General features: G+C 64.2%; 13 protein-coding genes. 4 read left to right on the plus strand and 9 right to left on the minus strand.

Features of this window, described 5'->3' with window-relative positions; genetic code table 11:
• Positions 1–5: 5 nt before the first annotated feature.
• Positions 6–329 (minus strand): hypothetical protein, encoded by a 324-nt coding sequence (locus tag FJ973_RS01885; protein WP_140514141.1) that lies wholly within the window; start codon positions 327–329, stop codon positions 6–8.
• 177 nt (positions 330–506) lie between these two features.
• Between FJ973_RS01885 and mbfA the strand changes: the two genes are divergently transcribed.
• Positions 507–1490 (plus strand): iron exporter MbfA, encoded by a 984-nt coding sequence (gene mbfA / locus FJ973_RS01890; protein ID WP_140491779.1) that lies wholly within the window; start codon positions 507–509, stop codon positions 1488–1490.
• Positions 1491–1535: 45 nt separating this feature from the next.
• Here mbfA and FJ973_RS01895 read toward each other — a convergent pair whose 3' ends face one another.
• Both FJ973_RS01895 and FJ973_RS01900 read right to left on the minus strand, forming a co-directional pair.
• Positions 1536–1880, minus strand: coding sequence for an antibiotic biosynthesis monooxygenase (locus FJ973_RS01895; RefSeq protein WP_140554710.1), 345 nt, complete (start codon positions 1878–1880; stop codon positions 1536–1538).
• On the minus strand, positions 1877–2209 hold the full coding sequence (locus FJ973_RS01900; protein ID WP_140491782.1) for an NIPSNAP family protein: 333 nt from the start codon (positions 2207–2209) through the stop codon (positions 1877–1879). Before FJ973_RS01900 ends, FJ973_RS01895 begins: the two co-directional genes overlap by 4 nt.
• A gap of 162 nt (positions 2210–2371) precedes the next feature.
• Here FJ973_RS01900 and FJ973_RS01905 point away from each other — a divergent pair, with 162 nt between their 5' ends.
• Positions 2372–3046 carry a winged helix-turn-helix domain-containing protein gene (locus FJ973_RS01905; protein WP_140554711.1) on the plus strand — a complete coding sequence of 225 codons (675 nt, stop codon included), beginning with the start codon at positions 2372–2374 and terminating at the stop codon, positions 3044–3046.
• A 78-nt stretch (positions 3047–3124) separates the two neighbouring features.
• On the opposite strand, the gene ligD is transcribed toward FJ973_RS01905, so the two are convergent.
• The 3 genes from ligD to FJ973_RS01920 all read right to left on the minus strand — a co-directional run bounded on the left by ligD (position 3125) and on the right by FJ973_RS01920 (position 7147).
• On the minus strand, positions 3125–5638 hold the full coding sequence (ligD, locus tag FJ973_RS01910) for a DNA ligase D (protein ID WP_140554712.1): 2514 nt from the start codon (positions 5636–5638) through the stop codon (positions 3125–3127).
• A gap of 12 nt (positions 5639–5650) precedes the next feature.
• Positions 5651–6529 (minus strand): Ku protein, encoded by an 879-nt coding sequence (locus FJ973_RS01915; RefSeq protein WP_140514137.1) that lies wholly within the window; start codon positions 6527–6529, stop codon positions 5651–5653.
• A gap of 111 nt (positions 6530–6640) precedes the next feature.
• Complete coding sequence (locus FJ973_RS01920; protein WP_140491790.1) at positions 6641–7147, minus strand: ferritin-like domain-containing protein; 507 nt, start codon at positions 7145–7147, stop codon at positions 6641–6643.
• A gap of 400 nt (positions 7148–7547) precedes the next feature.
• Here FJ973_RS01920 and FJ973_RS01925 point away from each other — a divergent pair, with 400 nt between their 5' ends.
• Positions 7548–7688, plus strand: a complete 141-nt coding sequence (locus FJ973_RS01925) for a hypothetical protein (RefSeq protein ID WP_013892047.1) — start codon at positions 7548–7550, stop codon at positions 7686–7688.
• A gap of 298 nt (positions 7689–7986) precedes the next feature.
• On the opposite strand, the gene FJ973_RS01930 is transcribed toward FJ973_RS01925, so the two are convergent.
• From FJ973_RS01930 to FJ973_RS01945, 3 genes are all read right to left on the minus strand, one after another.
• A complete protein-coding gene (locus tag FJ973_RS01930) occupies positions 7987–8370 on the minus strand; it encodes a DUF1850 domain-containing protein (protein ID WP_140554713.1) in 384 nt (127 codons plus the stop codon).
• The gene (locus FJ973_RS01935) at positions 8367–10487 is read right to left on the minus strand and encodes a TRAP transporter permease (RefSeq protein ID WP_140554714.1); all 2121 of its coding nucleotides are present in this window, start codon (positions 10485–10487) and stop codon (positions 8367–8369) included. The genes FJ973_RS01930 and FJ973_RS01935 overlap by 4 nt, the downstream gene beginning before the upstream one ends.
• 225 nt (positions 10488–10712) lie before the next feature.
• On the minus strand, positions 10713–11672 hold the full coding sequence (locus FJ973_RS01945; RefSeq protein WP_140554716.1) for a TAXI family TRAP transporter solute-binding subunit: 960 nt from the start codon (positions 11670–11672) through the stop codon (positions 10713–10715).
• Positions 11673–11934: 262 nt separating this feature from the next.
• Between FJ973_RS01945 and FJ973_RS01950 the strand changes: the two genes are divergently transcribed.
• A complete protein-coding gene (locus FJ973_RS01950) occupies positions 11935–12303 on the plus strand; it encodes a YciI family protein (RefSeq protein WP_140491798.1) in 369 nt (122 codons plus the stop codon).
• The last annotated feature ends 1 nt before the right edge of the window (position 12304 follow it).

Consider the following 12304-nt stretch of genomic DNA (forward strand, 5'->3'; position numbering starts at 1 on the left):
AACCCTCACCCCAACAACGTCCGCTGCCGCTTGTTGCCGCCGGCCTTGCGCCAGGCGTTGAAGCGATGGGTGGCGGCGGCAAAGGAAATCTTCATCTGCTGGGAGACCGAATAGCGCGACTTGCCTTCGTCGAACATGCGGTAGCAGCACTCGACGCCTTCCTCGGTCAGCTTGCCGTCGAGGGTCTTGTTGTGCGGGTTGGCGGGATCGAACTTCTCGATCTGCTGCTCGACCAGACCTTTCAGGCGCTGCAGATCGGCCTCGATGCTGGCTATGAGGTCGAGGACGGGTTTCGGGTCGAAGTGATGGGCGTCCGGCTTTGCAGTCATCGGCGGCTTCCTCGGTTGTTGGCTTGAGTTTGGTCATATAAGTGAACATTTGCCGATAATGAAGAGGCGGCGCCGAATGGCGGCTTCAACAAATCTTGACCACTGCCCAGGCGCACGATTGACCGATGCGGCAGCAAACTTTAGTTTAGAACAATTCTAAACTAGGGTGATTTCCTCATGCTTTCCCGTGTTTTCGGCTTCGGCCGCCGCTCCTTCGATTCGCTCTCCGAACAGGAGATCCTGGCGCTTGCCATCTCGTCGGAAGAAGACGACGGGCGCATCTATCGCGCCTATGCGGATGGGCTGGCGGAGGATTTTCCGCAATCGGCCAAGATGTTCGAGGACATGGCCGAGGAGGAGGACGGTCATCGCGACGCGCTGATCGAGCTTTTCCGCAGGCGTTTCGGGGAGCGCATTCCGCTGATCCGGCGCGAGCATGTGAAGGGCTATTACGAGCGCAAGCCCGACTGGCTGGTCAAACCGCTCGGCATCGAGCAGGTACGCCGCCAGGCCGAGGCGATGGAGCGGCAGGCCTACCTGTTCTATGTCGAGGCGGCCAGGCGCACCACCGATGCCTCGACCAGAAAGCTGCTCGACGAACTGGCGGCGGCGGAACAGAGCCATGAGAGCATGGCGCAGCGGCTGGAGCAGCAGCACGTGCCGGGCACCGTGAAGGTCGAGGAGGCGACGGCCGAGCAGCGCCAGTTCATCCTCACCTATGTGCAGCCGGGACTGGCCGGACTGATGGACGGTTCGGTATCGACGCTGGCGCCGATCTTCGCCGCCGCCTTTGCCACGCACGACACCTGGCAGACGCTTCTCGTCGGCCTCGCCGCCTCGATCGGCGCCGGCATCTCGATGGGCTTCACCGAGGTCGCCTCCGACGACGGCAAGCTGTCGGGCCGCGGTTCGCCGGTCAAGCGCGGCCTGACCGTGGGCATCATGACGACGCTCGGCGGCCTCGGCCATGCGCTGCCCTACCTAATCCCGCATTTCTGGACGGCGACCGCGGTTGCCGCCGTGGTGGTGTTCTTCGAACTCTGGGCGATCGCCTTCGTCCAGAACCGCTACATGCAGACACCCTTCCTGCGCGCCGCCTTCCAGGTGGTGCTCGGCGGCGCGCTGGTGTTCGCGGCAGGCGTGCTGATCGGGAACGCATAGGGTTCATCCCTTCTCCCCTTTTTGGGAGAAGGAAGGACCTGCCGATTACCCGTTCACCGCCCGGCTATCCACCGGCGCCTGTTGCCTTTCACTCAAGCCATAATCGCGCACGACGTGCGCGATGCGCAGGCGGTAACCGGCAAAGATGCCGCCGCGCCCGGCCTGCTGGGCCTGCCGGTGTTCTTGCGTGTTGCGCCAGGCCTTCACCGCTTCCTCGTCGCGCCAGAACGATAGTGACAGGATGCGGTCCGGATTGGCGAGGCTCTGGAAGCGCTCGACCGAGATGAAGCCATCGATGCTTTCAAGCAGCGGCCGCAACTGCGCGGCGATGTCCAGATAGGCATCGCGCCTGCCCGCGGCCGGCTCGACCTCGAAGATGACGGCGATCACGGCAGCACCAGCTTCGCGTGCGGGCCGGACGCCAGTTTCAGGAACATGCGGTCCTCCTTGAGGATGAATTTTTCCCGGCGGGCGAATTCGTAGTTTGCCTTGCCGGCCGGGTCGGCGGCAAGCCGGGCCCTATAGGCTTCATAGGCAGCCAGGCTTTCTATGTTGTAGGCCGCATAGGCGGTCGTGGCCGAGCCTTCATGCGGCGCGTAGTAGCCGATCAGGTCGGCGCCGCAGCGCGGAATGGCCTGGCCCCAGTTACGGGCATATTCCTCGAACGCGGCCTTGCCGAACGGATCGATCTCGTAGCGGATGAAGCAGGTGATGGTCATTCCGGTCTCCCTGGATTTGTCGCATCGATAATTCGATCTCTGTCGAAACGGCGCCCACGCCGGTGTGCTAAGCAGTTTCCTGTCAGGAGCATCATCAGCGCTCCTTGAGCTCAGCGAAGGATAGTGATTATCTGGCGAGAATGCTTCGATAGGGATGAAACTATGCGCGAAGGACCCGACATTGCCCGCATCGCCAGCCTGATCGGCGACCCGGCCCGCGCCAACATGCTCAACGCACTGATGGGCGGCACGGCGCTGACGGCAAGCGAACTGGCGCTTGAGGCCGGCGTCTCGATGCCGACCGCCTCCTCGCATCTGTCGAAACTGATGGAAGGCGGGCTGCTGACCGTGGCAAGCCAGGGCCGGCATCGCTATTACGGGCTCGCCGGGCCGCAGGTGGCTGAAATGATCGAAGCCATCGCCGGCGTCGCCGAAACCATCGGCCCCAGGCGCGTGCGGCCGGGCCCGCGCGACGGGGCGATGCGCGTGGCGCGCGTCTGCTACGATCATCTTGCCGGCGAGCAGGCGGTGGCGATGCTCGACCGCCTCATCGACCGGAGACTGCTGCTGCGAGACCACGGCGAAATCCGCTTGGCGCCTTCGGCCGCCTCGCATTTCGCGGCGCTAGGGATCGATGTGGAGGCGAAGGCCCGGCGGCCGGTGTGCCGCGCCTGCCTCGACTGGAGCGTACGGCGCTCGCATCTCGCCGGCACGCTGGGCGCCGCCATCCTCGACAAGATCCTCACCGAGAAATGGGCGCGCCGGGAGAAGGACAGCCGCGCCGTGATTTTTTCGCCGCCCGGCAAACAGGCGTTCGAGAAGGTGTTTTTGGCTTGAGCTATCGGCGCTGTTGCCAGCATCGATTCGTCGGCGGGACAGGCGCGAAGGATCGCCGCGCTGCAAATGCGGGCAGGATTACCCCCGCTTCAACACCTTCCCCTTCTTGAAGAAATCCTTCCACGGATCGGCTTCCGCGAGTTGCTTCAGCGTCGTCTTGTCGCCGATGGGGAATGCGTTCGGCGGCAGGCCGGCCTCGATCTCGGCCCAGGTCACCGGCATCGACACCGTGGCACCCTTCTTGGCCCGCGACGAGTAGGGCGCCACCGTGGTCGCGCCGCTGCCATTGCGCAGATAGTCGACGAATATCTTGCCGGTGCGCGCCTTCTTGGACAGCGTCGCTGTGTAGCGGTCGGGCGCGCCCTGTTCCAGCGCGCGCGCGAAATCATGGGCGAAGCCTTTCACCTCCTCCCAGTTGGCCGACGGCTTCAGCGGCACGACGACATGAAAGCCCTTGCCACCCGACGTCTTGACGAAATTGGGCAGCGACAGCTCGTCAAGCTTGCCCCTTATGTCGAGTGCCGCCGCCCGCACCGCCTTCACGTCGACGCCTTCATCGGGGTCGAGATCGAAGACGATCTGGTCAGGTCGTTCGAGCTCGTCGATGGTGCAACCCCAGATGTGGATCTCGACCACGCCGAGCTGGACAAGTGCCGCGACGCCGTCGAAGTCACGGATAAACAGGATTTCCTCGCCATCCGTGGGATCCCTCGTTTTCTCGATCTTGTCATGCATGCCTGGCGAGGCATGCTTCTGGAAGAAGCGCTGGCCGCCGACCCCGTCGGGGGCCCTGACCAGGCTGAGCGGGCGGTTGACCACGAATTGTTTCATGCGCGGCCACACCAGCGCGTAATGATCGAGCAGCCCCTGCTTGGATATCTTTTCGTCGGGCCACAGCAGCTTTTCTGGGTGGGACAGCTTCACCGTGGTGGTTGCCGCCCTTGCCGGCGTTGCGCCGCTTGACGCCGGCTTGGCCCGGGCCGTGCTTTTGCCTGTCGGTGCCTTCGGCTTTTCCTGCACGACTTCCTCCGCCGGCTTGTCCTCGCGCAGCCCCTGGAACGAGGCGTGGCGTACTATACGGTCGGAGGTCCAACTGCGGAACTCCACTTCGCCGACAAGCTCCGGCTTCACCCAGACCAGGCCCTTGCCCCTCGGCACGGCCTTGTCGAAGGGCGACGACTTCGTTTGCAGCGCATCGAGCTTCTTCTTCAGGGCATTGGCGCCGCCGGTCGAGAAGCCGGTGCCGACGCGGCCGGCATAGTGCAGCTTGCCGGCCTCGAAATAGCCAAGCAGCAGCGAACGCAGCCCGCGCCCGGTCTTGTCGGACGGCAGGTAGCCGGCGATGACGAACTCCTGTCGCAGCGTGCATTTCGACTTCACCCAGGACGGCCCGCGCCCGCTTCGGTAGACCGCGTCGGCGCGCTTGGAGACGACGCCTTCCAGTCCCATGCGGCAGGCATGCTCGAGCATCACCTTGCCGGGCTCGGCGAAATGGTCGCTGAAGCGGACCGCCGAATCCTCCGGCTGGCTGGCCAGCAATTCCTGCAAGGCCTGCTTGCGCTCGACCAGCGGCTCGCGGCGCAGGTCCCGCCCATTCAGCCGCATCAGGTCGAAGACGTAGTAGATGAAGCGATCCGTGCGCTTCGCCGACAGGTCGGCCTGCAAAAGCGCGAAGGAAGAGACGCCGCTGTCGGCCAGCACGACGATCTCGCCGTCGATGATGGCGTCGCTGCATTTCAATCCGGCGAGCTCGGCGACGATCGCGTCGCCGAATTTCTTCGTCCAGTCGAGGCCGGTGCGGGTGAGCAGCCGCACGTCCGTGCCGGCGATCTGCGCCTGCATGCGATAGCCGTCGAACTTGACCTCATGCAGCCAGTCCTCGCCCGGCGGCGCTTCCCGCTCGAGCGTGGCCAGTTGCGGCTCGATGAAGTCGAGGCGCTTTGCGTGTCCGGCCTTCGCCTTTTCGGCGGCCGGTTTGTTGGAGTGCCAGACTTTCGCCTTCTCCCCTTTCGCGGCCTTGCCCGCCCCGACCTCCTCGATCGTCAGGCCCGACTTCACCGATTTCGGCGCTTCCTCCAGAATATCCTCGCCCGGGCGCGCCGCGCCATCGTCCGACTTGATCAGCAGCCAGTTGTCGCGCTTCTCGCCGGGGCGCGGTCTCAGCCGCACCAGGTGCCAGCGGCCGTGCAGCTTGTGGCCGTTGAGCTCGAAGTTGATATGGCCCTTCTTCATCGCCTTGGCCGGATCGCCCTCGGGCACCCATGTGCCCTCGTCCCAGACGATGACCGAGCCGGCGCCATATTCGCCCTTGGGAATGGTGCCCTCGAACGGCGCATAGTCGATCGGATGGTCCTCGACATGCACGGCGAGCCGTTTCTCGTGCGGATCGAGGCTGGGCCCGCGCGTCACCGCCCAGCTCCACAGCACACCGGCATGTTCGAGGCGCAGGTCGTAATGCAGCCTGGTCGCGGCGTGCTTGTGGATGACGAAGATGCCGCCTGCCTCGCTCTTCTTGCCGCGGGCGACCTTGCCGGGGGGTTCGGCGGTTTTCCTGAAATCGCGCTTGGCGTGATATTGTTCGAGGCTAGCCATCCCTTGATGTCCTCACGCCGATTTGCGCTTGGGCGCGGCTTCTTTCGGCTTGCCGCGTTTGACCGCCGGTTTGGCTTTCGCGGAGGCCTTGCCGCGGCGTTCGCCCGATCCGCCGTCCGACGAAAGGCTCTTCTTCAGAGCGTCGAAAAGATTGACGACGTTGGACGGCTTGGGCGCCGCTTTGGCCTTCGGCGCCTTGCGGCCCGCCTTCTTGGCGCGGATCAGTTCGAGCAGCGCATCCTCGTACTTGTCCTCGAATTTCGAGGGATCGAACTTCGCCTTCTTCTTGTCGATGATGAGCTCGGCCAGATCGGTCATCTCCTGATCCGTCTTCACCGATTCGATGTCGCCGAAGACGGTGTCCGGCTGGCGCACCGTGTTGTCGTAGCGCAACGTCGTCAGCACCATGCCCTTGCCGAGCGGTTCGATGACCACGGGACGTTCGCGCCGATAGAGCACGATGCGCGCCAGACCCGCCATCTTCTTGCCGGCCATCGCGTCGCGGATGACGGCGAAAGCGTCCTGCGAGACCTTGTCGGCCGGCGCGACGTAATAGGGTGTATCGAGATAGATCTGCTCGATGGAGGATTTGTCGACGAAGCCGTCGAGGCTCATCGTGTGCGAGGACTCGATCTGGATGGCCTCGATCTCGTCCTCTTCGATGTGGATGAACTTGCCATCGTCGTCCTCGTAGCCCTTTATCTCGTCGCCATCCTCAAGCGGCTTGCCGGTTTCGGCGTCGACATAGATCCGCTTCACCGTGTTGCCGGTCTCGCGGTTGAGGATGCGAAAAGAGACCTTCTCGGCATGGGTGACGACATTGGTCAGTTCGATGGCGCAGGTGACCAGCGAAAGCTTCAGATAGCCTCTCCAGGCGGGACGCGGCGCCATGATGATTTCCTGTAGAGAAGGACCTGGCTGGAACGGACGACGACCCCAACGGTTCCAATCCGGTCGAGCCAAGGCCGGCGCGATTGCCACCGGCCCCGGCTCTTTCAGCCCCTATTCGGCGGCCTGCAGGTTGATCTTGCTTTCCGCTATTTCGGTCAGCTTGCGATCCGTCGCCTGCTCTTCCTTGAGGTTCTTGGCCAGCACGTTGGCGCAGTCGCTGCGGCCAAGCTGCTTGGCCCAGGCGATCAAGGTGCCATAGCGGGTCATCTCATAGTGCTCGACCGCTTGCGCCGAGGCGATCAGCGCCGCGTCCAGCACCTCCTTGTCGTCGACGTCGCCGCTGACGTCGTCGGCTTCCTCGAGGATGCCGTCTATGGCCGGGCAGTTGACTTCCTTGGCCTTGACGCCGTGCAGTTCGAACACCTGCTCGACGCGCTCGACATGGCCCCTGGTCTGCTCGAGATGTTTCTCGAAGCCGGCCTTCAGCTGCGGATCCGTCGCCTTGTCGATCATCTTCGGCAATGCCTTCTCGATCTGCTTTTCGGCATAATAGATGTCGCGCAGCGTGTGCACGAAGAGGTCGTCCAGGGTTTTGATGTCCTTCGAAAAGAAGCCCATGATTGCGGCCCTTCCTTTGCTCTTGCGGTTGCGGGTTAGCGTGGGGCCGCAGGTCGGCGGCCCCATGGGCCGGCCATGCCGGCTCGAAGAATCAACGTCTCGTCCCAAGCCGGGTTCCGGACTTGCGGCGGCGAGCAAGGAAAATTCTCCCGCCAGGGCGAAAGCTGAAACGCAACCGCACCCAGGCGACATCCAAACGAAACATATGTGATGCAAAAGTCACACACGCCGAAATGGCGACAAAAGGCGTGGAAAGACCCCGAATCAGCCGCATTCCGGCCATGAAGCGACGGGTTTTCGACCAGAAATTAACATCGCGTTCACCGACTATTCACGCCTCGACGCTATGATTTCCGCAATTCGGAAGGGACACCCGAAAGTCGGGACAGGGACAGGTAAAATGAACTTCCTCACGCACCTCATCGGCTATGCCGCAGCCATCCGCGAATTCGTCGCGCCGACCTATCGGCCCGAGCGCTACTACATGCGCGGGCCGGGCCCGGCCTGCGCTCGTCGCGGCACCTCGCTGGGCGCGCACTGACCATGACTTTCGAGAGCCGACACAACAGCCGCATCTGCAGGCCTGACGTCGAGTCGCGCGCCACCACCTATCGCGCCGAGCGCCCGACCTTCGCCGATCGGCGGCGTGCGACATCGCCGCGGCTTTGAGACCGCCTTCGCCGGCTTAATGTCTCAGGACACGAGCCGCCGAGGCCCGCGTAAGCGACCTTCTCCAGTCCAGTCGGGTCCAGTCCAAGCCGTCCTTCTGAATACCCTTCGATGCAACCCAGCCGCTGACCGTCTTCGACGGCGTCGGCTCCAGCCGGGATGATCGTGCGCTACCGCGGCCGGCTCGTGCCGTCCGGAGCACACGGCTCCAGCACAATCGTGCCGCCGGCCACCTTGCCGAGTTCTCGGCAACCCTGATCTGTGCACAGTGTCCAACCATCACCGGTCGCGCCGGAGGCGGCGAGCATAAGGCTTCGCTGCGGCCCGGCCTTCGGCGCATAGGCCCACCAGCCGTCTCGCAGCACCGCGCCCTCGGGTGGTTCCATGCCGGCGCCCGAGCCCTTTATGCGCGCCTCGGTGACTTGCAGGCCGGAAGGCATCACCTTCCAGTGCTCCTCCCAGCGCGTGCGCTCCACCGAGTGCGTCCAGGACAGGGTGAAGGCGGCGGCCGCGAGCGTCGCCGTCTTGCCGGCGGCAAGGATACACAGGCTCATGCTTGGGCCGCCGCCCGCCGCGCGCGCCAGAAGTGCCAGCCGATCCAGGCAAACGACAATGCCCAGCCCGTCTCGTCGGTGAGCGGGATCGCCGCGACCAGCAGCACGCCGGCACAGAAGGCGACGAGCCGTTCCCACCACGCCATGCGCCTGGCAAGGAAGCCGACGGCGGCGGCGCCCCACAGCACGATGCCCATGCACGCCTTGACGACGATGTAGGCGACCTCGACGGGGTAGCCGAACTGGGCGGCGATCGGGCCTGGATCCTGCAGCATGAGCGCCGGCGTGTAGACCGCCATGAACGGCACGACGAAACCGGCAATGGCAAGCTTGGTCGCCTGGATGCCGATCTTGAGGCCGCTTTCCCTGGCCATCGGGGCGGCCGCGAAGGCGGCCAGCGCCACCGGCGGCGTAAGATCGGCCATGATGCCGAAGTAGAAGACGAACATATGGCTGACCACCAGCGGCACGCCGAGCGACAGCAGCGCCGGGCCGGCCAGCGAGGAGGTGATAATGTAGTTGGGAATGGTCGGGATGCCCATGCCGAGCACCAGGCAGGTGAGCATGGTCAGCACCAGAGACAGGAACAGATTGTCCTGGCCGATGGAGATGATCCAGCCGATGAAGGTGGAGGCGATGCCGGTGAGCGTCAGCGTGCCGATGACGATGCCGACGATGGCGCAGGCGATGCCGACCGGCAGCGCGTTCTTGGCCCCTTCGGCGAGTGAATCCACGCAGATCCGCAGCGTTTCGCGCCCGCCCTTGAAGGCGAAGCAGGCGACGACGAGCGCGGCGATGACGAGGCCGAGTATGTTGACGCCGAAGCGCATGAACGAGGCGGCGGCGAGCCCGAGTGCCAGCCAGAAGACGACGCGGAAGGCGAGCGGTCCGATCAGGGCCGCCAGTGGGGTGCCGAGGATGAGCACGATGGTCAGCGCCAGCCCCATCGTGCCGGCGAAGATCGGTGTGTAGCCGGCAAACAGGAGATAGATGAGGGCCGCCAGCGGCAGCACCAGCGGCCAGTGCTGGCGCACGGCATCCCAGGGATTGGGCAGTTCGGCCTTGGCCATGCCGTGCAGGCCGGCCTTGCCGGCTTCCAGATGCACCTGCCAGAAACAGGCGCCGAAATAGAGCAGCGCCGGGATGATCGCCGCCTTGACCACTTCGGCATAGGGGATGTTCAGCGTCTCGGCCATGATGAAGGCGACCGCGCCCATCACCGGCGGCATGATCTGGCCGCCCATCGAGGAGGTCGCCTCGACGGCGCCGGCGAAGGCCGAGCGGAAGCCGAAGCGCTTCATCAGCGGGATGGTGAACTGGCCGCTGGCCACGACATTGGCAACGCCGGAGCCGGAGATGGTGCCCATCAGCGCCGAGGACAAAACGCAGACCTGCGCCGGGCCGCCGCGCCACGAGCCGACCAGGCCGAGCGCGAAATCGTTGAACAGCGCGATCATGCCGGCGCGTTCGAGGAAGGCGGCGAAGACGACGAAGATGAAGATATAGGCGGCCGAGACATAGACCGGCGTGCCGTATATGCCTTCGGTGCCGTAGGCGAAAGTGTCGACGAGCTGGGCGAAATCGTAGCCGCGATGGATGAAGGGCGGCGGCAGATGGTTGCCGACGAAACAATAGGCGAGAAAGATGAAAGCGATGATCGCCAGCGGCAGTCCCATCAGCCGCCGGGCCGCCTCGAAGACCAGCACCACCAGCACCGCGCCGACGACAAGATCCGGCGTGGTGAGGAAACCGGAGCGGCGGATGAGGTCGGTGTAGAACACCCAATTGTAGAGGCCGGTGCCGAAGCCGAGCACGCCGAACGCCCAGAACACGGCCTTGGCCGGCAGGCTTCGGGCGCGCAGGTTGGCGATCAGGCCAAAGCCGAGCAGCAGCAGGAAACCGACATGCATGGCCCGCACCACCTGGCTCGGGATGCTGCCATAGGCGGCGACGTAGATCTGGAACACGGAAAAGGCGACGGCGATGAGGAAGGCAGCCTTGCCGGCGATGCCCTCGCCAAAGCCCGGCGGCAAGCCTTCGACCTGCTCTTCGGCGACGGGGAGATGGAAGGTGGAGGATTTGCCGTCGGCTGTCGTTCCATGCGTTGTTTCGCTCATCCGATGCACTCCAAAATGAGCGAATGACAGTGCGAGGCGCCCCCCTCTGCCCTGCCGGGCATCTCCCCCTCAAGGGGGGAGATCGGCAGTATCGGTGTCGGCGTTCTTTCAGCAACGTCAGCAGTTGGCGAAGGAGGTGACGACGGCCAATCTCCCCCCTTGAGGGGGAGATGTCCGGCAGGACAGAGGGGGGCGCGTCGCGAAGACATCTCAGATAGTCCTCGCCTACTTCAGCAACCCCTTCTCCTTGTAGTACCGCTCAGCGCCCGGATGCAGCGGCACCGGCATGCCCTCGAGCGCCTTTGCAGGATCGATCGCCTTGGCGGCGGCGTGGGCGGCGGCTAGTTGGTCGAGATGCTCGAACATCAGCTTGGTCATCTGATAGGCCGTCTGGTCGGAAACATCGGCGCGGGTGATGAGGAAATTGCCGACGGCCGCGGTCGCGACGTCCTCGGCCTGGCCCTCATAGGTGCCCTTGGGGATAACCACCGACAGATAGGGGGCGCCGATCTTGGCGACATCCTCGGCCGGCACGGCGACGACGTTGATCGGCACCGAGGTGGCGAGATCGCGGATCGAGGCGACCCCGAGGCCGGCCGACTGCAGCGTGGCATCGAGCTGGCGGTTCTTGATCAGCTCGACCGATTCGGCGAAGGGCAGGTATTCGACCCGGCCGAGATCCTCGTATTTCAGCCCGGCGGCGGCAAAGATGGCACGCGCATTGAGCTCGGTACCGGAGGCCGGCGCGCCGACCGACAGGCTCTTGCCCTTGAGGTCGGCCAGCGTCTTGATGCCGGATTCCTGGCTGGCGACGATCTGGATGTAGTTGGGATAGATGGCGGCGATGCCGCGCAATTTGTCGAGCTTGCCGGGGAAGCCGGCCTCGGCATTGCCTTCGGCGGCCATCTTGACGGAATCGCCGAGCGCGAAGGCGATCTCGCCCTTGCCCTGCTGCAGCAGATTGAGGTTCTCGACCGAAGCCTTGGTGGCCTGCACCTGGGTGCGGGCGCCTGCGATGCCCTTGCTGTAGATTTCCGACAGCGCCACGCCGAGCGGGTAGTAGACGCCCGACGTGCCGCCGGTCAGCACGTTGATGAATTCCTGTGCCCTGGCCGAGGCAATGCCAAGCCCAAGCGATAGCGCCATTGCGCCGGCTGCAACGAACTTCGTTCTGAAATGGAACATCCGGTTTCCTCCCTGAAAATATTGGCTGCCGCACCACCTCCTCGATGCGAACCGGCCAAGTTTAGACGGCGGGCCGCAAATGCCAACCCGCAATTGCATTCATTAGACGAACGGTTGAATGGATGCGGAAACAGCTCCCGGCTTGCGCGGGACGCGACCGTGGTCGAAAGATTTTTTCCGGCACCTGTCGAAATCGGCCCTTGTCGCGCGACATATGTCCGGCTCGCAAGGACGCGGCCTATGAAACCACGGGAGAAGACCCATGCGATACATGCTTTTGATCAACAACGACGAAGCCGCACTGGCGAACACGCCGATCGAGAAGGCCCAACAGATGAGCGCGGCCTATGGCGCCTATACCGAAGCGTTGAAGAAATCCGGCGCGTGGCTGGCCGGAGAAAGGCTGCGCCCGACTCAGGCAACCACCTCGGTGCGGATCACCGACGGCAAGACCAACGTGATCGACGGCCCCTATGCCGACACCAAGGAGCAGCTTGCCGGCTTCTACATGATCGAAGCGGCCGACATCGATACCGCCATCGAATGGGCGGCGCGCTGCCCGGCGGCCAGCACAGGCACGGTCGAGTTGCGGCCGATTTGGGAAATGGCCGAATACATGCCCAAGAAATGAC

The organism is Mesorhizobium sp. B2-1-3 (genome assembly GCF_006442495.1).
Lineage (GTDB): Bacteria > Pseudomonadota > Alphaproteobacteria > Rhizobiales > Rhizobiaceae > Mesorhizobium.